At 38.3% G+C, this 23,406-nt stretch carries 16 protein-coding genes and 1 pseudogene; 7 read left to right on the forward strand and 10 right to left on the reverse strand.

Annotated features, from left to right (window positions below):
- Window positions 1-364 precede the first annotated feature (364 nt).
- Window positions 365-1,006 carry a GNAT family N-acetyltransferase gene (locus PNIG_RS11450; RefSeq protein WP_089368534.1) on the reverse strand — a complete coding sequence of 214 codons (642 nt, stop codon included), beginning with the start codon at window positions 1,004-1,006 and terminating at the stop codon, window positions 365-367.
- 278 nt (window positions 1,007-1,284) lie between these two features.
- On the opposite strand from PNIG_RS11450, the gene PNIG_RS11455 reads away from it, so the two are divergent.
- The 3 genes from PNIG_RS11455 (at window position 1,285) to PNIG_RS11465 (ending at window position 2,696) form a co-directional block, all read left to right on the forward strand.
- Window positions 1,285-1,521, forward strand: a complete 237-nt coding sequence (locus PNIG_RS11455; RefSeq protein ID WP_011328634.1) for a DUF2789 domain-containing protein — start codon at window positions 1,285-1,287, stop codon at window positions 1,519-1,521.
- A 121-nt stretch (window positions 1,522-1,642) separates the two neighbouring features.
- Window positions 1,643-1,906, forward strand: coding sequence for a hypothetical protein (locus tag PNIG_RS11460; protein WP_011328635.1), 264 nt, complete (start codon window positions 1,643-1,645; stop codon window positions 1,904-1,906).
- Window positions 1,907-1,922: 16 nt separating this feature from the next.
- The gene (locus tag PNIG_RS11465; protein WP_011328636.1) at window positions 1,923-2,696 is read left to right on the forward strand and encodes a Zn-ribbon-containing protein; all 774 of its coding nucleotides are present in this window, start codon (window positions 1,923-1,925) and stop codon (window positions 2,694-2,696) included.
- Window positions 2,697-2,793: 97 nt separating this feature from the next.
- On the opposite strand, the gene syd is transcribed toward PNIG_RS11465, so the two are convergent.
- The gene (syd, locus tag PNIG_RS11470) at window positions 2,794-3,333 is read right to left on the reverse strand and encodes a SecY-interacting protein (protein WP_089368970.1); all 540 of its coding nucleotides are present in this window, start codon (window positions 3,331-3,333) and stop codon (window positions 2,794-2,796) included.
- A 59-nt stretch (window positions 3,334-3,392) separates the two neighbouring features.
- Here syd and queF point away from each other — a divergent pair, with 59 nt between their 5' ends.
- Window positions 3,393-4,238 carry an NADPH-dependent 7-cyano-7-deazaguanine reductase QueF gene (queF, locus tag PNIG_RS11475; RefSeq protein ID WP_011328638.1) on the forward strand — a complete coding sequence of 282 codons (846 nt, stop codon included), beginning with the start codon at window positions 3,393-3,395 and terminating at the stop codon, window positions 4,236-4,238.
- A gap of 38 nt (window positions 4,239-4,276) precedes the next feature.
- On the opposite strand, the gene PNIG_RS11480 is transcribed toward queF, so the two are convergent.
- From PNIG_RS11480 to PNIG_RS11490, 3 genes are all read right to left on the reverse strand, one after another.
- On the reverse strand, window positions 4,277-5,173 hold the full coding sequence (locus PNIG_RS11480) for a peptidylprolyl isomerase (protein WP_089368535.1): 897 nt from the start codon (window positions 5,171-5,173) through the stop codon (window positions 4,277-4,279).
- Between the two features lie 90 nt (window positions 5,174-5,263).
- Complete coding sequence (gene tamB, locus PNIG_RS11485; RefSeq protein ID WP_089368536.1) at window positions 5,264-8,941, reverse strand: autotransporter assembly complex protein TamB; 3,678 nt, start codon at window positions 8,939-8,941, stop codon at window positions 5,264-5,266.
- Window positions 8,941-10,668 carry an autotransporter assembly complex protein TamA gene (locus PNIG_RS11490; RefSeq protein ID WP_089368971.1) on the reverse strand — a complete coding sequence of 576 codons (1,728 nt, stop codon included), beginning with the start codon at window positions 10,666-10,668 and terminating at the stop codon, window positions 8,941-8,943. Before PNIG_RS11490 ends, tamB begins: the two co-directional genes overlap by 1 nt.
- Before the next feature lie 201 nt (window positions 10,669-10,869).
- Here PNIG_RS11490 and PNIG_RS11495 point away from each other — a divergent pair, with 201 nt between their 5' ends.
- On the forward strand, window positions 10,870-11,205 hold the full coding sequence (locus tag PNIG_RS11495; RefSeq protein WP_011328642.1) for a ribonuclease E inhibitor RraB: 336 nt from the start codon (window positions 10,870-10,872) through the stop codon (window positions 11,203-11,205).
- Window positions 11,206-11,241: 36 nt separating this feature from the next.
- On the opposite strand, the gene radD is transcribed toward PNIG_RS11495, so the two are convergent.
- The 5 genes and pseudogenes from radD to PNIG_RS11520 all read right to left on the reverse strand — a co-directional run bounded on the left by radD (window position 11,242) and on the right by PNIG_RS11520 (window position 20,491).
- Entirely contained in the window at window positions 11,242-12,993 is a 1,752-nt protein-coding gene (gene radD / locus PNIG_RS11500) for a DNA repair helicase RadD (protein WP_089368537.1), read from the reverse strand.
- Between the two features lie 140 nt (window positions 12,994-13,133).
- A pseudogene (locus PNIG_RS11505) lies at window positions 13,134-13,325 on the reverse strand (hypothetical protein); the annotation flags it as partial.
- Window positions 13,326-14,123: 798 nt separating this feature from the next.
- A complete protein-coding gene (locus PNIG_RS11510; protein WP_089368539.1) occupies window positions 14,124-15,071 on the reverse strand; it encodes a class I SAM-dependent methyltransferase in 948 nt (315 codons plus the stop codon).
- A gap of 61 nt (window positions 15,072-15,132) precedes the next feature.
- A complete protein-coding gene (locus PNIG_RS11515) occupies window positions 15,133-17,775 on the reverse strand; it encodes a TonB-dependent receptor (protein WP_089368540.1) in 2,643 nt (880 codons plus the stop codon).
- 370 nt (window positions 17,776-18,145) lie between these two features.
- Window positions 18,146-20,491, reverse strand: a complete 2,346-nt coding sequence (locus tag PNIG_RS11520; protein WP_089368541.1) for a DNA polymerase II — start codon at window positions 20,489-20,491, stop codon at window positions 18,146-18,148.
- Between the two features lie 59 nt (window positions 20,492-20,550).
- Here PNIG_RS11520 and dinG point away from each other — a divergent pair, with 59 nt between their 5' ends.
- Together dinG and PNIG_RS11530 are read left to right on the forward strand one after the other, a co-directional pair.
- Entirely contained in the window at window positions 20,551-22,626 is a 2,076-nt protein-coding gene (dinG, locus tag PNIG_RS11525) for an ATP-dependent DNA helicase DinG (RefSeq protein WP_011328649.1), read from the forward strand.
- A gap of 2 nt (window positions 22,627-22,628) precedes the next feature.
- The gene (locus PNIG_RS11530) at window positions 22,629-23,405 is read left to right on the forward strand and encodes a TSUP family transporter (RefSeq protein ID WP_011328650.1); all 777 of its coding nucleotides are present in this window, start codon (window positions 22,629-22,631) and stop codon (window positions 23,403-23,405) included.
- The last annotated feature ends 1 nt before the right edge of the window (window position 23,406 follow it).

The raw sequence follows: 23,406 nt of genomic DNA on the forward strand, positions 1-23,406 counted from the left end.
TCCTACTCATCCTTGCATCCGTGTTAACTTGTCCGTTTTGCTTCTTGCTAGCGTCTGCTATGTTGCCTACTTCCGTATCCTTGGCAATCACTCAATCATTGAGCTGTGTCGTCTTGACAAAGTAAAGTTTAAAGCAAATGGCTAGTAGATATAGTACCTAGCTGTTAATTATTAAATGGCATTTATATTAAAAAACACAAACTATAAAAATAACCTTACATATCAATCAAATAGGTAAGGAATAACTATTTCAATGCAATTTAAACTGACAACTCGCACAGTGATGTGAGATATATCTCACGGTCATATGTCCGTTTTGGGATGTAAACCACCAATGCAGGCTACCTTATAACCTAAATTAAATTTAGTTTTTTGACTTAAATAACAATTCGCCCGCAATCTTATTAAAAGTAAGCTGCTTAAAGCTTTCAAACCCTTCGGTTTTAAAAAATTGAGTATGCTCTTTGCGCGTTACAAACACCGCCATACCTGTAGACTCAGCATTAGATTGAATTAGGTCATTTAGGCCTCTTAATAAATAACGCCCAAACCCTTGGCCATGAAAATGCGGATCGACCGCAATAAAAGCTAAAAAATAGTAGTTGCCCTGCTGCTCTAGTGCATCTCTAATTGTTTGCTCTTTATCTATTAGTTGATTGGTTTGTAAGTAACCAGCACTTAACATTAGCTTTAAGCGCCAATGCCAATAACGCTGCGCCTGTAATTGGCTGTTTGATTCGAACACGCAGGCAACGGCTTTGAGCTTATCGTTACGATATAAACCAATAAGCGGCTGCTTTTCTTGCCAAAAGCTGCTTAGCTCTTCGCGAATTAATGACCGAAGTTTTTTTTCGTAGGCCGATTTACTCTCTTGCTCGTAATTGAGCATAGTTTGTAAAATAGGATCGTCGTGGTACGCCTGATAAATTAAACTCGCGGCAATACTTATATCTTCTGCGGCTAAATACTGTACGCTAAATGTATCGGCTTGGGTGGTCACAGTCATTATTATTCCTTTTTTGTATTAGAACAACACATCATTATTTTCGCCTTATGATTAAACCATTAGCTTGGCGCTATAATCACTAACTTAATGCGATTGGGTTTACTCATAGCTACAACTTACACACATAATAAATTTATATTTGTTCTCTAAATAAGCGCTTTATTTACTTACTTTCTAAACTATAGCTGTAAAGTTATTAATGGTAAATTCAGCGTGAGTTTAGCTGGCTTAGGCTATAGTTTATTTATAATCTTATTTTGACACGCTAGGAGCACAACATGGATACAACAAAGCACGATATAAATACACTGTTTGCACAACTTGGCTTACCTAGTTCTGAAGCTCAGATTGATGCTTTTATTGCTTCCCATGCGATTGAAGATACAACGTTAATACAAGATGCACCTTTTTGGGATGAATCTCAACAGCATTTTTTAGCTGAATCACTCGCAGAGGACAGTGATTGGAGTGAAGTTATTGATGAGCTTGATGTACGCCTTCGCCAAGGCAATTAATTTTAAGGTAATTGATTTAATTTGGGACATTTAATGTGCCCCTCCCTATTTATTGTTACTATAGCCTCCACGCAGCAGCTTCATGCTGCGTACCTATTTATACTAAAGAGTTATAAACCTAATGAATGCTGCTGTATTTGATGCAATTAAAGTCCTTCTTGATGAAGGCAAAGTACCTACTGTCGCGCTTACTAAAAGTCGTTTAATTAAGCCTGTGCCTATGCCTGTTATTATTGCGGCGGTGAGTCAGTATAAAAACAATCCAGATTCAATTTATAACTTAATGAAAAGCCAAGTACAACCGAGTAGTAGCGATTCTAAAACTTCGCAGCTAGACAGAATTGAAGAAAAGCTCGACCGGTTACTTACCCTGCTAGAAAAATAATAATTCGAGACTATAAATGTTCGTTGTTGATTTAACCTTTGATTGCTACCAAGACACCACTTTAGAGAAAGCCGAACAAGCTATTAATCGCTTGGTTAATGCGCTACGTTTTAATGGCCAAATAATGGGCGAAGAATTTCCTACTGTTTTAAAGGATGGTTACTTTATTACCCGTGTTATGTGCCCAAACGAAGATGCCATGCACCCGCTTAACAATAGTCCATTTGTAAAACACAGCATTGAGCAATTGCACAGCGCTGGTTTACTTGCGCCAAAAGTAAAAATTATTGGTCAAGATATTCATTCTAATGGGTCTGATTGCTGCGCCGAGCCTTCTAGCTATATTTTATACACCACTTATGTGCATACTTGTAGCCCACTTTATTGTGGTGACGACTTTTTACCGGTACCGCTATTTCGGATCCCAGCAATTGCTAATGGTGATTATAAAACCTTAATTAAATGGCAGGAAGACTGGCAAGCCTGCGATCAAATTCAAATTAATGGCGCAACACGCTGTGAGTTTCCTGCTCTTGAAGAAATTTCGAGTATTAAAAGCGACTTATTCCGCCGCGGTAAAGACATTACTAAACGAATTAGCTTTTTAACTAAAAAACCTGTGTATTACTATATATACCGCGTAGGTGGCACCGATAAAACTTCTGAACTAGAGCGTAAATGCCCAAGCTGTAATGGCGATTGGAGGTTACCTGAATCCTGGTTTGGATTATTTGATTTTAGGTGTGAGCCCTGTGCCTTAGTGTCTAACATATCGTGGGACTTTCAATAAGTTAAAGATATTATTAATGTATTAGCTCGATATTAAAATTAATTCCGAGCTAATACTTTATACTAAATCGCTTTAAGGTAATTAACGCCTGTTTTAATTAAACCTCAAGCGCTTGCAAAAATTCTTCTATATTGGCAGCAAGCACATGATGCGTTTTTTTGCCTACGTACTCTAAGCACACTTCACCGCTGTGCAATAACACACTTACTAACAAATCATCTTGTGCTGTTAACCCTATAAATACTGTTTCAGGTTGTTTAAGTTTACGCTTCATTAAAACGTGGCCAGTTATATTTTGTTGCAATAAATCAAAGTCATCGCTATTCCATGCCTGTAACAATTCAACTTGGTGACCATCAATACTGGCTTGAATATTGCCACCATACATATGCCCATAAAGCGCATTTAAGCCACTTGGAAATGTAACATCCAATGCCTTAGCTAAATCATTAAGCGAGCCTGCAGGTTGCTGCAGCACAGCTTGCCACTGAATATTACCTTGTTGATCAACATTACCTATTTCACATGGGCTTGGCCATTGTTCATCGTGCACCATAAGTGGATGTTTTTGCGTGTTTTTTAAGGTTTTGTCATTAAACCTTTGGTGTAGCTGGGTTAACTGCAATACAACAGACATACTATGAAACTCATTTAAATTAGATATAATGCCGCTATTGTAACTATTTAAGGGCAAACATGACAGATTACAGCAATTCTCCCGACCTTAAAGGCAGTGTGTTAGGCCAATCAACTGAATATATAGATCAATATACTCCAAGCTTACTTTTTCCAATTGCACGCAAGCTAAATAGAGATGCTTTAAATATTGACGAAGCCGCTTTACCATTCAAAGGCCAAGACATTTGGACTGGTTACGAGCTGTCGTGGTTAAACGCCAAAGGCAAGCCGCAAGTCGCTATCGCTGTATTTACTTTTGCCTGCCAAAGCAGTCATCTTGTTGAATCTAAGTCGTTTAAACTGTATTTAAATAGCTTTAACCAAACTCGATTTAACAGCCGTGATGAAGTGAAACAGCATTTAGTTAAAGATCTAACCGCCGTGGTTAACAGCTTAGTGCAGGTAACTTTATACAATGCAGATGAGTATAACTGCCTTCCTTACACCCCATTACCTGGTGAGTGTATTGATGATTTAGATATCGAAATTGATAACTACGATATTGACGCTCATTCTCTAAAATCGCAAAGCAATAAAACAGTAACCGAAACCCTGCATAGCCACTTACTTAAGTCTAACTGCTTAATTACCTCACAACCCGATTGGGCAAGTGTAATTATTCGTTATACAGGTGAGCAAATATGCAGAGAGTCGTTACTGCGCTATTTAATTTCGTTTAGAACCCATAATGAGTTTCATGAACAATGCGTGGAGCGTATTTATAGCGATTTAAGCACTCAGCTCAGCATTAAAAATCTTGAAGTTTATGCTCGCTATACGCGCCGTGGTGGCCTTGATATAAATCCGTATCGCTCAACTCATAATAACGACACGCCATTTGCAGTTAAAATTAACCGCCAATAAGTGTTTATTGTAATAAAAAAGGAGCCTAGGCTCCTTTTTTATTCACTACGTTTGGTGGGAATAGCCACACCGCACACGTCTATATAATTAGCTGTATGTACAAACCAAGGCTCAGAGCGATTTTTTCTTGCCGCAATTAGGTTTTTAAATGCCTGTGAGTTTGTTTTCATCACTTTAAAAACACTTTTATCACTGTTATTAATGTCTTCAAGTACTTGAATATCTGTTATTGGGTTAAATTCTTTATCATTGCGAGCGGTACGCTCTAAGCGGTTAACATGCTCTATACCCTCAAGTACGCGTCCAAATACAGTGGTGTTTTTATCTAAATAACGTGGCGCTTGCCCTATAGTGATAAAGAATTCGGTGCTTGCACTATTTATATCGTTATCTCGCGCCATTGCAAATATGCCGCTGCAATGCACTTGCCAAGTTTGGGTTTGTAGTGCGTTTTGAGCAACCGCAAAACCATTTAAAAAACCAGTTATAGGTGCATAACCATCACCTTCAAGGGCTGTAATTGCCGACGGCTGTTTAGTGGTTAAATAAAACTCGGCCAAAAGTGATTTATTTGCAGTCTTAATAATCTTTTTAGCACTGCTAGCACCACCTTGAGCTACAAATCCCTCAACAAAGCGATAAACACTCGTTCCTTGATAAAAGCCTTCTCGCGCAAGCTTTTTAATATTTTTTACATGCTTTGGAGCAAGCTGCGGATTAAGCTCAATATAAGTGGCGCCTGTGGGTAAGGTTATTTTTAAAATATTTTGTGGGTTAACCACTCGCCACTCGTCCTCGGCGGCTTTAGTAATAACGTCACTGGCAGTGTGCTTTATTTTAGGCTCACCTTGTTGCGTGGTAATGCTTTGTTTATATTGTCCAGCACAGCCGTTTAATAACATCGCAGCGGCCACTGTTAACAGGTACTTTTTCATAAATTAGCGCCTTATTATTATAGTTTTACATTAGGGTCTTATCCTTAAGCTTGGTTATTACTTACTAACATCTGCTTTAACCTGTAATTATTAGTCCCAATCAAACTTATAAAGTATATCTACGTTTTGATATAGCCCACTGGTTATTTCGATATAAAACTGCGAAAGCAGCTGATAACGTATTGCCACTTCACTAAGGGAGTCAAAAATACCAACACTGTATTTTACTTGTAAGCTCGGTGCCACATAGCCTGATATTTCTACTTTTGTTTGCTCACCACTGCCTTTAGAGGTAAGGCTAACATCCGACAAACCAAACGTTTCACCCACTTTAGAAACCAGCCCTTCACTGCGGCTAACCCCCTGCGAAAGTAACAACTGAGTGAGCATAGCATCGGTGGAGCTATCGCCCTCGCCTAATGGTTGGCCATTGAGTAAATAGGCCAAAGCTTGTGCCTGATCCATCGCTGGCTCCGAAAACACTTTTAGCCTGGGTTGCTCTACATTACCTGTAAGCGTTACCCCAGCAATAACACCATTGGCGGTGTTTTCGGGATTACGAATGGCTTTAATATTTAAGTAAGGCTGCTCTATTGAGCCACTAAAGCCAACCTGGCCGGTACGAATTAACAAATCTTGGCCAAATGCTAAGTATGTACCGTTTACTAACTTAAGCTCGCCTGTGGCAATAATAGGAGTTCCTTGGCTCATTTTAATCGCCAAGTCGCCTTCTACTTTAGATTCTAGACCGAATGATTCAATTTTCACGTCATTTTTTACAATCAGTTTTAAATCTATATCGTAATCAAATGGCACTTTTTTAGTCGCTTTGGTTTTTTGATCAACGATTATTTCGTCATCGCTAACTTGCACAGCGCCCTCTGGCAGCTCTTCTATTTCAATTCGCCCATAAGGGACAATTACTTCACCCACAAGGTTTATTGCGTTGTTAGCCAAACCAATTTTTAAATCTGGAGATACTTTAAAAACGACTCCTTGCTGAGCACGTACATAAAATTGCTCACCTACTATTGCAACGTTAACGGCTGGTTGTTCACCTTGCCAATCTATGTCGCCATTTAATTTAATATTCCCGCCTTGGGGATCTGTTAAAAGGCCTTTAATTGTTGCTGTCGCTTTGTTAAATAAAATACTCACATTCGATTTTTCAAGTGCTATTGGTAGTTGTTCACCTTGTAAATTAATATCATCAATATTTACTTCACCTTCAAGGAGTGGCTCTTTTAATGTACCTGCTAATGCAATTTTACCGCTAATATTGCCTTTGAGCTGCTCAATAGTGTCTAAAAATGGCTGCAAGTTAGAAAATAATATTTTATCTATGTTTACATTACCGCTTAACGCTTGCGTGTTTTGTATGTCATCTACATTAATTTGCGTGGTAATTTCACCTAACACGCTAGAGTTTAAGTTAGCTGTTAATTTACCTGTTTGAGAATCAGTAAATGCATTCACACTAAGCGTTTCTATTGGTAAACGAAAGTTATCTTCTTCGGAATTGTATTTGGCTATTAAGTTATTTGAATTTAAAGAAGCGCGTAATGTTTTCAGCGCACTCGCTTGCCAGTTTGCAACAAATTCCCCTGTTAAAGCGCCTTCTGCACCAACATTATCAGGTAGTAAATGCTTTAGTTCCTCAAGTGCTAAATTGTTTAATTTAGCATTGAATTGACCTAACTGTTTATTTTGCGACAAAGTGTCGATACACAACTCACTTTGTGCAGATTGCCAGCAGTGCTTACTTACATCAAAATCGCCTGTTTGGGTGTTTACGTTAAGTGTAATTTTTTTACTGTTGTTAAAGCTTAGCTTTTTATCGCTTAACTGCACATTGCTCAATGCACCTTGCCAAATCGCATTGGTAAGTTGACCATTAACTTCAAACTCAACTGCACCTTGTTGCGCATCAACAGATGCGGTAAGTTGATGATCTTTTTTATCCCCTGTTGCATCTATTTTTACACTGTTAATTTGTTGCTCAGCAACTAAAGCCGAACCAACATCTATTGCAATATTAGTTTGCCAATCGGCCGCTGTATCAAGATCAGCTTTAACAGATAACTTACTTATATTTATTTCATCAAAAATAAAACGTTCCAGCATTAATGCTAAGTCAACCGACGGTGTTAACCTTTGACCTCTAAGGGCTATATTGGCCTTACCATCTGCAATAAATGGCATATTAGCCTGCTCATCACTTTGTAATGTTATATTGCCATCTACTAACCATTTGCTATCTATTTGGCCATTGAGTTCTAATTTATTTTTACCACTGCTTAAATAAAAACTATCAATATTAGCTTTTAATGCATTATCTAGCCTAAAGTTTGCGGCAAACTCTAATGGCACGTCGTTAAGTGTGCCGGTGAGTTTGGTATTATTCATTTTCAGTTGCCAAGTATCCGTTTGTGCATTAAATGAGCCTTTAAACTGCCCAGAAATATCACTCGTTACTGCATCTGTTAAGTATTGCGCTTTTAAATGCGATAGCGTCCCTGCAAAATCTGCTTGTATACCTTGTTGCCAGTTAACATTGGCATTTATTTTTGCAGTACTGTCGTTGGCCTTAACCGACAATGTAGAAAGCTGTGCATGGGTAAGCGTGCCCGTTAATTGTGTGTTTAAATCAACGGCCGGGTACGCGCCTAACTGGCTCGTTGCAGTTAAACTAAGTTGATAGTCATCTGCGTTGCCCTGCGCACTTAAGTTAACCTTACGTAGCGTTAACTGCTCGCTTTGTGCGTCGATCAGCCACTGGTTTATTTTGCCTTTAACTGTAAATGGGTAGTTTGTTTGCTTTAAATTAGCATTGGCATTTAAACTAAGCGGAAATTGCCCGGTGGTTTCTAAATCAACGTTTAAATTTGCCAAGTCGCCACTGAGTGATAAGTCAGCTTGGTGTTGCGGGCTTTTTAATACAATATGACCTTTTAGCGGCATATTACCTGCAAGCTCTGTGTTAAGTTGTGTATTTAATTGCCACTGCTGATAACGAGCCGCTAAAGAATATAAATTTATTTTGGCATCTTCTACAGTCATTTGCAGTGCTATATTTTCTATCTCATAGTCTTGTTCGCCCTGCTGTATAGCCACTTTATCAATATCAAACTGCTCAATGGTTATATCCAGTGGTGAAGTAAATTCGATATTAGGCAGTGCTGGAAGCTGCGTAATTGCCGTTGATGCTGTTTGTGATTGCTGGGATTGGGCTTGCTCTTTTAGCGTAACCAGTATTTTAGGTATGTTTAAGCTTTTTACTACAAGCTCTGATCCCATCGCTTTTGCCGATAACTTAAAGTTATCAACACGCACGTTGGCGCTTGGGTGTTCTAAAGTAAATACTTTTACAGCTATATTTTTAACAGCGATATTAAAAGGTAAGGTAATTTTAGTTAGTGGCTCAGATGGCTCTTCTGCAACTGCTTCAGTTGATTGCTCCAAAGTTAAGGCCATTGTATTAGCACTTAAATTATCAATGCAAATACCGTCGCACTGCCACCAAAATAAATTAAGCTTTAGTTGCTGGGCATTAAAATCTACCCCGTTATTGTTATACCTAACATTAAATACATCGTTATATAAAAACCGACCGTTTTTAATGTCAATATTTAAACCATCAACCAACTTGTTTGCACTATAAGCAATAAATTGATTACCGGGTGCAGTAAATAATATACAAAATACGGTTATTAGCAGTATGACTAAAACAGCACTGACACTTGCAGTTATTTTTTTAAATACAGTCATTAAATTTCAGGCCCTATAGTAATACTCAAACGGGTGCTTTTACTTTCTTTGGTAAGTCCCCAAGCGTGGTCAATTCTAACCGGACCTACAGGTGTTAAATAACGAAAACCAAAACCAGCACCTACTTCAAATCTATCCGAAAAATCATTGGTTGCAGTACCTCCATCTACAAATAAAGCAACCCGCCAATTTTGCGCAAACTGATAGTTGTATTCTGCAGTACCAGAGACTAAGTACTTACCCCCTATTAGCTGCCCTTCATCGTTTTCGGGTGAAATTGATTGATACGCAAAACCACGCACACTTTGATCGCCACCAGCAAAAAAGCGCAGTGAATACGGCACATTAGCTATATTATCGACCAACATGGCACCTAGGTTCGCTTTTAAAAACACTAAATGGCGGTCTAAATAAGTTCTCAGCCAAGCGTTTTGTAACTGCACGCGGATCAAATTAGTACTAGAGAGTACATCTTCTACGCCAAACTCTGCAGATATTAACCACTGTTCGCCCCAATAAGGGGTTGTTCCCCCTTTTGATTTTTTACGTGCATAACTAATACCCGGCATTAACATTTCACTGCTTTCTTCTTCGTCGTCACCTATTCTATATGTTTCATGGTCGCGGCGTATAAAAGCGGTACGCACCCAGTTATTATCAGTTAACCATTGGCGTTGTACTTGCCCGGTAAGTATTTCACTATAAATATTATTAGCTAATTCATCCTCAAGTTTATAACCAACCGAAAAACGCCATAAATCGTCATTAGGATCATCCTCTGGGATTGTATAAGCCATTGAAATATCTTGTTGTCGCTCAGACACATTTAAGTTACTTTCTAGGTAATGGCCATCTTGCGTTATCCATGGTTTACTCCATTTAAAGCGCACTTTGGGGCCTAAGTCGGTACTAAAGCCACCACCCACTTCATAGCTATTTGCAGGTTTATGTAATACATCTACTTTTATAGGTACTTGGTTATTTTTACGTTCGGTTATATCTGCATATACTCGTACACTAGTAAAATAAGGCGTGCTTGATAAATCAAGATTATAATCGGCTATGTGGGTCGATTTATAAGGCTGCCCTTTGGCAAAAGGCGCTAAAGAACGAATATACTTTTCAGCAGGTGTATCGCTAGCAATTACAATATCGCCAAACTGATAACGCACCCCAGTTTCAATAATAAAAGTAACTTCTGCGCTATGTTTCCCCAAAGATACTTCTAGTTTACGCGCAGGCCATTTAGCGTCAAAATAACCTAGCTCTAACAGCATTGATTCTATTTTTTTATGCGCGCTGTCATAATGTCCGTGGTTTAAAATATCTCCCTGCTTTAGGGTAATATTATTAATTACTGCCAATAAAGCGGAGTCCTGCTTGCCAGCCCCCTTTACACTAATATTTATTGCAGCGATGCGAGTAGCTGGCCCTCGCTCAACTCTAACCACCAAATCACGCTCATCTTTATCAAAGTTAACCTCTACTTTAGGGCCGTAATACCCTAATGCTTTAATACTATTCTCGACTTGTTTTTTTGCATAGCGGCGCAGGGTCAAGGTCGGCTTTTCACCTATAAGTTGTTTTAAATAAAGCGCAACATTTTTTTCTAAATCGTCATTTATCCCTTTAATCTCATAATCTTCTATTACATTTTCAGAGGCAACAGACTGAGCACTCAGAAGAATGCAAAAAATAAACATGTAACGCAAAAACTGATTAAACAAGTAAATATCCTTACCTTTAATTCTTAAAATATAACGATGCATCAACTCTATAATATCATAGCCGTAATGAGCCTTACATTAACTTAATAGCTACCCAGTGACATAATATGCAATCTATAATATTAAAATTAGCACGCTTTAAGCGTTTATTTTGGTTACAATAGCCCTAACAAGTACACAATAATTTTAATGAGTTTTTTAATGCAATTTCCTGATGACGAAAATGGCCAACTTTTAGCTGAAATAGCCGCCGCTGGTATTGATTTAAGTAAAATGCACCAAGTCGATTTTTATATTTTATTTGAGCAACAAAGCGATGCAGAAAAGTTTGCCAAAGAAGTGGTAGCCGATACATTAGTGCAGCATGCTGAACTCGAAAAATGCCAAGACACTGGCGTATGGGAAGTAATTACTCAAGTACAAATGGTTCCTGAGCACACTCTATTAGGCCAAGCTGAGCAATACATTGAAAGCATAGCTAATAACTTTAACGGTTACGGCGATGGTTGGGGATTAATGGACGCAGAAGAAGCTTAATCTGCATTCCCATACTAAATTATAAATCAGTTAAACCTAAGGGTTTAACTGATTAGCTTTTCTAAAACTGCCTTTATAATCAAACAGCTTATCTGCTACCTTCCAACCATATTTTTTACTTTTACGCGCAATTACAAAGTCGGGCGCAATTAAATCTAACTGTGCGTTAATTACCTGCTCTGCTGTTTTAAATTTTACGGGTGCTTGACCTTGGCCTACCCGCTTACCAAATTGCCGATTAAAAATATACGCCGCCCCTTTATTGGCAATATCGTAAACTTCATCGCAACTTGCACCGTCTTCGTCAAAATACGTTACTTTAATCATCTCATTTTTAAGCTGCGTTACACTTAACCCACTACAGCGAAGTACGAGTGCATCTTTTAAGTTTAGTGCATTGCGTAACTTATCATCAGGGTCGGCCATTACCGCACCGCAATCGTGGCATTTACGTGCGGCTATATCGTTTTGCGCACCACATTCATCACACTCTTTAAAGCGAAAACGATAATCGCACTGCTCTTTATTACCTTCATCATCTTCTAGCAAGCCCTTACAGCGCCTACCAAAGTGTTCAATAACCTTTCCTGTAGAGTCAGTTTTACCCCAATAAATATTAGCAAAGCCACAGCCAGGACAAAGCACTTGTACCGGCTCGTTATCGCTATCGCCTTTTTTATCGCCGACCTCAGGGTGAAACAAATCAAAACCATTTCCGGCATAATCGATCACCAAACAATCTGTTTTTGACTCGGCTAATCTAAGTCCTCTGCCGACAATTTGCTGGTATAAACTCACCGACTCAGTAGGGCGTAAAATAGCAATAAAATCAACATGAGGTGCATCAAAGCCGGTGGTGAGTACCGATATATTAACCAGGTATTTTAATTGCTTGGCTTTAAATTGCTTAATTATTTTATCGCGTTCGCTATTCGGTGTATCACCTGTAATTAAGGCGCTTTGCTGATGAGGTAAATAGCTTAAAATTTCTTCTGCGTGCATAACCGTAGCGGCAAAAATCATAATACCTTGGCGGTTTTCACTATATTGTATTACTTGTTGTAAAATGGCCTGCGTTGCGCGTGCGCTGTTTTTTAATAACGCATTCATATCCTCATTAGTATAACGGCCAAATGCGTCACTGGTTAACGCCGAAAAGTCGTAATGACTAATCGCCGCATCCACTTCATTGGGTGGCGTTAAATAGTTATGTTTGATCATATAGCGCAGCGGTAATTCAAAAATACAGCTTTTAAATGGGCTGTCTTTATTGCCCCGCACAAAACCATGATAGTGATGATGATAAATCCACCCCATACCTAACCGATAAGGCGTTGCCGTTAACCCTAATACTTTTAATTGAGGGTTATGCGCTTGTAAGGCATTAATAACTTTACCGTATTGACTTTTTTTATCACCATTAACTCTATGGCACTCATCAATAATTAACAGTGAATAATGCTCATTAAGCTGATCTAAATTACGCGATAGCGACTGCACGCTGGCAAAAGTAACCTGATGGTTTAACGATTTTTCTTTTAATCCTGCCGAAAATATACTCGCCTCAAGCCCAAAGCTTTTATATTTTTGTGAGTTTTGCTCTACTAACTCTTTAACATGCGCCAGTACTAATATTTTTTGTTTAGCTATACGCGCAAGCTCAGCAATTACCAAGCTTTTACCCGCGCCAGTAGGTAATACAATCACTGCGGGATCATTGGTTTTTCTAAAGTGTAAAACGGTACGTTCAACCGCCTCGATCTGATAAGGTCTTAGGGTGTAGGTCATGAGATAACAATTAAATTTTAATGAGGGATTTTAGCAAATAACTTAACTTTAAAGGTAATTATTAATTACGCGGTTTTTAAATCGCATAATTAAAACTCATTTTAATGGGGAATACTACGATAAAACATTTATATCTATTAAATGATAGTAATAGGCGTATCACTAGCAAAACTATCTGTGCGGATACGAGAGCCTAAAACCTGAATTTTTTCTACTTCTTCTACAACTTCACCTTCTTCTGCAGCAAATGAACCAGCTGAAAATAAAGCGGTTGATGCTGCACCAAAAGCAATTGCTAAGCGAACAGCTTTTGAAACTTGATTATTTAACATTTGATTCTCCCTATATTTCTATTTTATTTTTATCATTTTTTATGAAAAATAAAGCTACGGTATTCTGCATAGCATCTATTTTCAAATTAAAGAGTATTACTAAGTACACCATCAGGTCAACACCTAGTTAACATAAAACAGCCTTTATTTACATACATTTACAAAGCACATGTATTCATATAAACACAATGAATAATATCTGATAAACAATTTACCGCACTTATTGTGGGTACTATTGTTTATCTATAATTGAGTTTTTAGGGGTATATGAATTAACTGATAAAAATCAGATTTTCATATTTGGCGGGGCATAGAGCAAAAATAAAGGTATAGAAGTAAAGGTAATATTACTTATAATTAATCTCTGTATTATGTTTGGTTTAGTAATTATTAAGCTAGCTTTTACATTAAAATTGAAAAACAGCCCATACTAAAGCAGTAACATATTACTAACTAAATAGAACAATTGAGTTTAACTGCACAAAAGCGTAATAGTAGCTGCTACATATCTACAAAGTCACTTAGCGGATTAATAACTTTAAAGCTTATATAAAATAAGCAGAGGGACAGAGGTTTATATGCCTCAAGTCAGAAAGATAACTATTTAAAACAGACCGCTACAGTATTAATAGCCTGCAGGCTGTTGCGTTATTAATGAAGGGACAATTGGTTGTAATAAGCAGATAGTAATTTACAACTCTTTTTTACTTAATTTAAACAGCAATGAAGAACTACATAGCTATTTATTATTGTACTAATTTACACTTTTAAATTAGTACAATACATTCAATGTTAAATTTACTTTCGTGCTTTTATAACCCAACAAAAAATACCTGCGTCTATTTTCATAACATCGAACTCGTAGCTGGACCAATTATCTTGCAGAAGGGTTTTTATATACTCAACATCTGAGTTTGACCACGATGCGGCTTGTTGATCTTGTAAGCGAAGCTGAAAAGAATATAAATTATCACGGAGTTCTTCTACTCTTTTACTGTCTGTTTTCGGCCAATCAATGATCGCTGGAAGTAGCTCTTTTACTAACAAATTAAACCAGTCTAACTCATCTTCACTGTTGCATTTACTCTGCTGATATTTTACTTGCTGTAACAGGTCTACATTTTTTTGCTTAAATTGAACTTGTTGCTCAGCAGTCGGCTCTACCTTATTTGTAATAGACTGACAAAAATCAGCGAAGTCTTGAAGTTGCAATAACAAACCATTGTCTTTACTTAAGTCTTTGAGTACTTTTAACCCAATTTTACAATCTGTAGAAATAAATGAGTCTTGATGATGTACTAACGCAATAAATTCACCATTAGGTTTTAATGCCTTATTTACCGCTAAAAGAGCGGCGGCGGGCTCTGCATACTCAAAACCAAATTGACTTATAACACTATCAAATTGAACGTTCTCAAACGCTAAGGTTTCAGAGGGCATATTGCCATAAAAATGTATTTTTTCGAGGTGTTTGTAATTAGAATCTGAGGGGGCATGTTGAGATAATGGTGCTATGTTTGCCGCGTCTGATGCATAAACATCAAAACTTGCATTAAATTGCTGTGCTAAAACAGCCAGTCCACCATTCCCGGTAGCTAGGTCTAAAATTGTAGTTGATTCAGGTAGTGATTTAAAAATAGTTTGCCAAAAATTTGCGACAATGCCTTTATAACCTTGGCTGTGCTCCCCTTCTGCAAAACTATTAAGTGATTTGGTCCTTGACCAGTATGAATTCCAATGTTGCATTTTTTACCCATAAAAAAAGGTGGGTTTTAAACCCACCTTTTTATTTAACTTATTTTATAAATTAAAACGATTGTGAGAAACGTAAATACGTAACACGACCGTAAGCATCATAAAGGTTAAAGTTATAGCTACGTCCATCGTAGCTGCTTAACTGTGGCTCTTTCTCAAAGGCATTTTGCATACCAACAGACACCTTAGTTCCTGTAGGGAAGCTATATGTCGCTTGTAAATCATGTGTGATCCACGTTGCAATATTACCTGTACGCTCAACACCACCACCGGCTACTTGCGATACATCTTCATACTGAGAACCAATCATGTTGATGTTCCAAGTAAAGTCAAAGTCTTGTATTGCATAGCTGTTTGACAATGAAGCACGTTGCTGTGGCTCACCAGTGTCTTTAAGTGTATTACGACCACCATCAATTTTACTTTCAAACTGATGACTAAATTGTAATGTTTGTTTTAATGTACCCGCTGCATCAAAGTCAAACGTTGTGTTTAGATTTAAATCTAAACCACTAATTTCCCATTTACCTTCGTTAGCATAACCCTGAGTGATAAGGTCAATACCACCATTGCTTAAACGTTTAACACCTAAACCTGCAGGAATTGGGTCACCTGTTTGTTCACGAGTTAGGATTGTATTAGCACCAAAGAAACGGATCATATTAGAGATTTCAATCTCATAATAATCAGCAGAAAAGTTTAACCAATCTGTTGGTTGGTAAGCTAAACCTAATGAAATTTGCTCTGATGATTCAGAACCCATTTCTGCGTTTGCTAAAGTAATCGCACTTACTTGCACATCACAACCTGCTGCCTGGCCTAAATTTAGACATGACGGATCATCAGATACACTTGGGTTACCTGGAGCTGGTTTAGCTGTAAGGATATCCAACGTAGGTGCACGGAAACCTTCACCATATGATGCACGTAGCACTAGCTCTTCTGTTACATCATATTTTACTGAAACTTTAGGTGAAAAATCTGAACCGTAATCAGAATAATCATCGTAACGACCTGCTAATGTCAACTCTAGGCCTTCCATAACTGGGAATAAAGCTTCAAAGTAAGCACTTGTTAAATTACGACCACCACCAGCACTATTACCTGCAGAACCACCTACTTGACCTGCTTCTGATAATGAATCGTACGTATCAGAATAATCTTCTTTACGGTATTCAAGACCAACAACAGCTTGTAGAGTTCCACCATTCATTTCCATTACATCAAATGCAGCAGAGCCAAACACTTCTTCTTGTTGGAAAGTACCAATTCGCGATGTAGTTACATTCAAGCCATTTAGTACTTTAGCGTAATTATTACGTTGCTCATCTGTAGTAAAACGAGTACCAAATGGGTCATTCAGCATGTAATCACCGTTATCAACTGCAGTTCTTGCATTTGAACCCATTAAATAACCACGGCCAATTTCATACGTTTTCGTTTGGTTTTTACGTGCACCAAAATCAACAAAAACATTACCGATTTGACCTTCAACACTAATCATAAAGTCAGTAGACCAGTTATCAACTTGACTATCACGGTTACCTAATGCAGCAAAACGATGACGATATCCAACTTCACGTGCACCTAGACCATCTGAAGGAGCATCATAAAAAGGGCTAGCTGGGTTAGTTGGGTTATTTGGGCTATCAGCAGACATGAAAGCACCAACACCTGCGTCATTCAATGTTGGCGCGTAACGACCAAAAGACTTAGTTTTTGACACTAGAGTATGCGATAAGATTCTCCAGTCATCATTAATATCATAATTAGCTTTTAAGAACGCTGATGTATTTGATGTAGAAGCTTCGTTAGCATTTGTCGCGTTAAAGTTATATGCACAGAAATCATCACCTGATGAGAAAAAGTTTTCAATTCCATCACAAGCGCTAGCTGATAAAATTGAACTTAGACCACCACTAAGTGGCTCCCCATCAGCACCAATACCATCGTAGCCACTTGGTTTTACCCAGTTTGCACCAAAGCTTGAAGCACCAGGCTGTACCCATGAGTAAGCATTTTCATAAATAATGTCACGGCTGTTCCAAGAAACACCACCAATTACAGAAGAGTTATCGCTTGAAGCACCAAATACTACAGAGCCTTCTTCACGGTCACCACCGTCTTCCGGTAAGCTTACTTCTGAAGCACCGATACGCATTTCAATACCGTTAAAATCTTTTCTGGTAATGATGTTAACTACACCAGCGATAGCGTCAGAACCATATACTGCTGAAGCACCATCAGATAAAATTTCAATACGCTCAACCGCCGCCATTGGGATTGAGTTTAAATCTTGTGAGTTACCAGTTGAAGGTGACTTAGGTAAACGACGACCATCAACCAAAATTAATGAACGTGAAGCACCTAAACCACGTAAGTTAATTTGCGAAACACCTTGCGCAGAACTACCAGACTGTGGACGAAATGAACCCGCCGAGTTAAAGCTTGTATTACGTAATAAATCGGAAACAGAAGTTTGTCCTGAAAAGTCAATCGCAGCACGATCGATAACAGTTACAGGTACAGAACCTTCTAGGTCAGTTCTTTTAATACGTGAACCAGTAACAGCGATACGCTCTACTTTTTCTACGCCTTCTTCAGCAGCAATTGAGCTTGCTGAAAATACAGCTGTTGAAGCTGCACCAAAAGCGATTGCTAAGCGAACTGCTTTTGAAACTTGATTATTTAACATTTGATTCTCCCAAGAATACTATTTTATTTTTTTATATTTAATCATCTGATTACGAATAAACAATGATTATGCAACCAATGATAATACTATGAGAACAGAAAGGTCAACATAAAATTAACCTTAAGTGACTTGTCATTATCATATATCACACTTAATCACCGCTATTAGTACTGTCCGCTTACAAAAATACTTTTGGTATGTTCGCTATAAATTAAAAAATAAAAATAACTCACTGTTTTAAAGTGGTTTACTTCATTATTGTTTTCGACTGTAGTTTAATTGAAATCATACTTGTTAACTTTCGGCATGTGAATTTTTGTAAACAGCTTTTTAATCAGTTCTACACTTTAATTTTTACTGATTATTAAGCTTAAAACAAAGTACTTTGGATTGAATTTGGCAGTACGCCAAGTGCGCTTAGAATCATATTGGCAACTGGTTCTAGCTGCCGCTGTATATAAAGAGGGTAATTGAGGGTGTTATTTGCATTGTAAATTTCAGCGCCATTAATAGCATAAACATATTCTATTATTTGGCCGCGCTTTACATCAAAGTCGGGGTTATTCGCTTTATATTTTTTTACTGCTTGCACATGCGGGGGAATATTTTTTACATAGTCACTTAAATTTTGGCCTAAACGTTTACGGTATATAAGTTTTTTATCAAACTCCCCTGCGTATAGTTTTTTAGTGTAGCTTTTTATAATGTTGTTTAATTGCTCTATTTCAAATTGTTGATCAAATAATGTTTTAAAAAGTTCGGTTTGAAACTCTTGAGCAAACTGGGTCCAATCGCTGCGCACGGTTTCCATTCCTTTAAAAATGAGCTGCTTGGCGTTGTTTTTATCAATTTGGCCAACGTAACGTTTTTTTGAGCCTATTTTTTTTCCTCTTATGGTTGGCATAAAAAATGGACTGTAATGGGTTTCAAACTCTATTTCTAAATAACTGGTCAACGTAAAACGAGTTTTAATGCTATCAGACCAGCGTTTGTTAATAATGTGCATCACATCATTGCCTATTTCATTACACTGTGTGGCGTTTAAGCGCTCATTTACGTTTACAAATATTGAATCTGTGTCGCCATAAATAACCTCATAACCTAGCTCTTCAATCCATTTTCGGGTGGTTTGCATGATTTCGTGCCCCCTAAGTGTAATTGAACTTGAGAGCCTTGGATCGTAAAACCGGCAACCTTTAGAGCCTAATACGCCATACAAGCTGTTCATTATTATTTTTATTGCCTGAGAAAGCATTGGCTGGTTGGTGTCTTTGGCTTTTTGGCGAGTACGGGTTAAGTGCTTAATTAATTTGGGTAGGTGATGCTGCTCGCGTGAAAATAGTGCGTCGTTAAACCCTGCTACCGCGCTTTCGGGAGAGTTTAGCCCCTCTATAAGGCCTAATGGATCAATACAAAAAGTGCGCATAATTGACGGGTACAAGCTTTTAAAGTCGAGCACTAATACATTTTCATATAAACCAGGAGTCGACTCCATTACATAACCGCCCGGGCTTTCAAACGATAAGCCATGATCGCCTAAATTAGGTGCAATATAGCCACTGCGATGTAATAAGGGTAAATATAGGTTGGTAAATGCAGCTACCGAGCCGCCCATACGCTCTAGTTCAAGCCCCGTAAGTTGCGTTCTTACTATGGCAAATTCAAATAGCTTTAACTTAACAAAAATTCTATTTACTAATATACAATCTTGGCGGTTATAAGCGGCAAGTGCGAGCTTGTCGTGATTAAATTGACGAATAATTTCGCTAAGGCGATTATCAGCTTGAATTAACTTAGACTCGCCCAGCACTTTATAAGAAATATTAGCTAACGAATAACTATCAAAATGATAAGTGGCATTTTTTAGTGTATCTATACCATCTATTACGCTGCGCCCAGGTAAAGTAAGCCGGGTGTAATGACCCGTTCTAATTGTTAAAGGTTGTTGATCTCTACCTAAATTAAGCACCAGTCCTAATGCTTCTGCGCGCGCGTTAAGTACGCTAAAATCAAATTCAATTACATTCCAACCTACTATCACATCCGGATCGTTACTAGTAATGTAGCGCTGTAATTTTTGCAGTAGATTTATTTCATCAACGCACCAGTCAATATTAAATGTGTTACTGTGAGGCTGTGGCTCGCCAATCATTAATACACAATCTAGGCCATTGCCAACTAATCCAACCGAAAATAACACCCCTTCCCCGTTACATTCTATATCTAATGAAAGCGACGCGAGCTGTGGCGTATAGTTTGGATTAGCTTTTAGTTTTGCTTGAGTAATTTCGATAAAGCCATTTTTTTGTAGCGCCTCTCCAGTTACCCACACTCCTCCTTTAATAAAGCGCTCCATTAAAAATCGGTCGCTGTGGCGAATATCGCCTTCGTATATATTTATTTGCTCCTCAAGCTGGGCTCTTGCTTTATAAAGGCTACTACTGTCGTTAAAATAGCAGGCTGTGCAGTCAACACCACTAAAGTGGCGCATATTAACCGCTTTAAAACTTACCTTTATTTTGGCTTTGGCTAATAACGTTTGTGCAAGAGGAAGTTGTTGTTGCGCAATAAAAAATACGGCTTGCTGGTTTTCAACAACCACCTTTATAGGCCCAGACTCAGAGCTTAACCAATAACACAAAGTAAGGCCCTGCCTGTTTTTAGACGAGTATTGTTGCCTTGATAAAATAAAGCCCTGATAGATTGCTTGTGTCAATGTCCGATCCCACTTAATATATACACTGTAATTATATACATACTTTAGGTAATCATCACATGCTATCGAGCTCATTAAAAAAAACTATTAGGCAAGTACATCAGCATGTGGCTAATAACCTAAGTGATTACCGCCCGCGTAGCAGCCAAAATTACTTAGTTGCCGAAATAGCAAAAACGCTAGCGGGTGAATATCACAAAAAACAACGTATTTGCGTTATAGAAGCAGGTACAGGCACGGGCAAGTCTCTGGCATATTGTTTAGGCGCTTTGCCACTTGCGCTAGCACAAAAAAAGAAATTAGTTATTTCAACCGCCACAGTTGCGCTGCAAGAGCAGTTAATAGCCAAAGAGTTACCTTTTTTTAAAAAGCATTCAGGGCTTAGTTTTAAGTTTGATTTAGTAAAAGGTCGCCAGCGATATATTTGCGCTCATAAACTACACAATGCGGTTAACGGCGATAGCCAAACACAAATGGAATTTATGCCTACGCTTAGCTCCCCTTTAAGCGTAATGGAAACCAAATGTTTAAATGAGCTTTACACCGCTTATACAACTAAAAAATGGCAAGGCGACAGAGATAGCTGGGCCGACACGGTTCCCGATAAAGTATGGGGATTAATAGCCTGCGATAAACATTCGTGCCAGCGCCAAATGAAAGCGCATCAAACCTGCCCGTTTCAGCTTGCCCGCCAGCAATTAATGCAAATGGATGTACTGGTGATCAACCACTCTTTATTGCTTGCAGATTTAGACTTAGGCGGGGGTAAAATTTTACCCGAACCCGACAACACTATTTATGTAATTGATGAAGCACACCATTTAGCACACATCACTCGCGACTTTTCATCTGCGGCGGCGACAATAAAAGGCACTATAGAGTGGCTCGATAAGCTCACTAAATTTAGCGGCAAAATGGCTAAAGTAATAGTGGGTCAAAAGGCGATCGGGCAAAACTTTAAGCTTTGCGATAGCATTAACGACGCCAACAAAGATTTAAAAGTAGTACGCGACATTCTCGATAATGCTGACTTTGAATATTCAAAAGATGATACTTACAGGTTCGAAAATGGCGAAATTCCACAGTCACTACACAGTAAAGCCAAAGATATAAGCGAAGCCACGCAAGATGCACTGCGCTGCTTAAGTAAAATGCATGACACGCTAACCCAAGATGTAAGCGACGGCGATATAAAACCCTACGTAGCCGACCCTATTTTAGGCGAGAGCGGGCAATACATAAATCGTTTAGAGCAATTAAATAAGCTGTGGTTTAGCTATGCAAATAAAGGTGAAGGCACACCCCATGCTAGGTGGATAAAGCGCCTTGAGTATAAAAACCACCATGACCATTTATTAAGCGACTGCCCTATTGAAGTAGGTTACTACTTAAAAGACAAGCTATGGAGCGAGTGCGCGGGCGCAGTTTTATGCTCGGCTACATTAAGTGCTTTAGGCTCGTTTGATCATTTTGCTTACGAAACAGGCCTGGCCAAAGAGGAAGGCGTTAAATTTATTAAAGTGCCCTCGCCTTTCGACTACCCTAATCAAGCAACTTTGCGTATTCCGGTTTCTAAAATTGAACCAACCGATAAAGCATTTAGCGATCACTTAGCCAATACTCTACCTGAGTATTTAGACACCAAAAAAGCCAACCTAGTATTGTTTGCTTCTTATTGGCAAATGGACCATGTATCAAAGTTTCTTAGAACAAAAGGTTTTAACTTATTAGTACAAGGCGAAATGTCGCGTGAGGCAATGCTTAAATTACATACTAAAAATATTGATGAAGGCAAAGGTAGCATTTTATTTGGCACTCAAAGCTTATCAGAAGGCCTTGATTTACCAGGAAAATACCTAGAGAATCTAATAATTACAAAAATTCCTTTTGCCGTACCCACCTCGCCAATTGAAGAAGCGCAAGCCGAGTTTGTACAAAGTAAAGGCGGCAATCCTTTTTTATCAATAACCGTTCCCGATGCGGCAAAGAAATTGGTACAAAGCTGTGGTAGACTGCTGCGTAAAGAAAGCGATGCTGGCTGTATAACTATTCTCGATAGGCGCTTGATCACTAAGCGATACGGCAAAGCAATGCTCGACACCTTACCTCCTTTTAAAAGACAGATAGATTATTAATAATGTTTGAACTTGCACTCGATCCAACAACCTGGGCTATTTTATGTGCCGTTGCACTTGCCGCAGGTTTTATTGACGCCATCGCCGGTGGTGGTGGTATGTTAACGGTTCCTGCTTTATTAACAGCAGGCTTACCACCGCATTTAACGCTTGGCACAAATAAATTAGCCGCAAGCTTTGGCTCTTTAACTGCAAGTTATACTTATTATAAAAAAGACTTATTTAACCCTAAGTTTTGGCTAGCCTCTATTTTTGCCACCGCCATTGGCGCATTAATAGGCACTTTAATAGTTGATCATTTAAGTATCGACTTCTTAAATAAATTATTACCTATAATTATAATTGTTGTAGCCTGTTATAGCTTGTTTGGTAGTTTAAGTACCACAGAGGGAAGTGAGCTACCTAAGCTTACGCAAACAATGAAAATAAAGCAGTGGCTGCAAGGCTTAAGCTTAGGTTTTTTTGATGGCTTAGCAGGACCAGGTACAGGCACCTTTTGGACCGCCTCAAACGGCATGCTATATAAAATGAACCTACTGCTAAATTGTGGTTTATCGCGCTCAATGAACTTTGTGTCTAACTTTATTTCACTTATTACTTTTGTAGCATTAGGCCATGTTAACTTTTTACTGGGTATTACTATGGGCTTTTTTATCATGCTAGGCGCATGGTTTGGCGCGCATTCAGCAATACGCTTTGGCAGCAAGTTTATTCGCCCAGTATTTAATACTATGGTTATATTATTAGCACTAAAACTTATTTACGAGGCTTACTTTTAAT

Source organism: Pseudoalteromonas nigrifaciens, assembly GCF_002221505.1.
Classification (GTDB): Bacteria; Pseudomonadota; Gammaproteobacteria; order Enterobacterales; family Alteromonadaceae; genus Pseudoalteromonas; species Pseudoalteromonas nigrifaciens.

What these genes read in the sequence shown, in the direction of transcription:
- PNIG_RS11450 (WP_089368534.1), bottom strand. Translation starts at nt 1,006, where the DNA reads ATGACTGTGACCACCCAAGCCGATACATTTAGCGTACAGTATTTAGCC.
- PNIG_RS11455 (WP_011328634.1), top strand. Translation starts at nt 1,285, where the DNA reads ATGGATACAACAAAGCACGATATAAATACACTGTTTGCACAACTTGGC.
- PNIG_RS11460 (WP_011328635.1), top strand. Translation starts at nt 1,643, where the DNA reads ATGAATGCTGCTGTATTTGATGCAATTAAAGTCCTTCTTGATGAAGGC.
- PNIG_RS11465 (WP_011328636.1), top strand. Translation starts at nt 1,923, where the DNA reads ATGTTCGTTGTTGATTTAACCTTTGATTGCTACCAAGACACCACTTTA.
- syd (WP_089368970.1), bottom strand. Translation starts at nt 3,333, where the DNA reads ATGTCTGTTGTATTGCAGTTAACCCAGCTACACCAAAGGTTTAATGAC.
- queF (WP_011328638.1), top strand. Translation starts at nt 3,393, where the DNA reads ATGACAGATTACAGCAATTCTCCCGACCTTAAAGGCAGTGTGTTAGGC.
- PNIG_RS11480 (WP_089368535.1), bottom strand. Translation starts at nt 5,173, where the DNA reads ATGAAAAAGTACCTGTTAACAGTGGCCGCTGCGATGTTATTAAACGGC.
- tamB (WP_089368536.1), bottom strand. Translation starts at nt 8,941, where the DNA reads ATGACTGTATTTAAAAAAATAACTGCAAGTGTCAGTGCTGTTTTAGTC.
- PNIG_RS11495 (WP_011328642.1), top strand. Translation starts at nt 10,870, where the DNA reads ATGCAATTTCCTGATGACGAAAATGGCCAACTTTTAGCTGAAATAGCC.
- radD (WP_089368537.1), bottom strand. Translation starts at nt 12,993, where the DNA reads ATGACCTACACCCTAAGACCTTATCAGATCGAGGCGGTTGAACGTACC.
- PNIG_RS11510 (WP_089368539.1), bottom strand. Translation starts at nt 15,071, where the DNA reads ATGCAACATTGGAATTCATACTGGTCAAGGACCAAATCACTTAATAGT.
- PNIG_RS11515 (WP_089368540.1), bottom strand. Translation starts at nt 17,775, where the DNA reads ATGTTAAATAATCAAGTTTCAAAAGCAGTTCGCTTAGCAATCGCTTTT.
- dinG (WP_011328649.1), top strand. Translation starts at nt 20,551, where the DNA reads ATGCTATCGAGCTCATTAAAAAAAACTATTAGGCAAGTACATCAGCAT.
- PNIG_RS11530 (WP_011328650.1), top strand. Translation starts at nt 22,629, where the DNA reads ATGTTTGAACTTGCACTCGATCCAACAACCTGGGCTATTTTATGTGCC.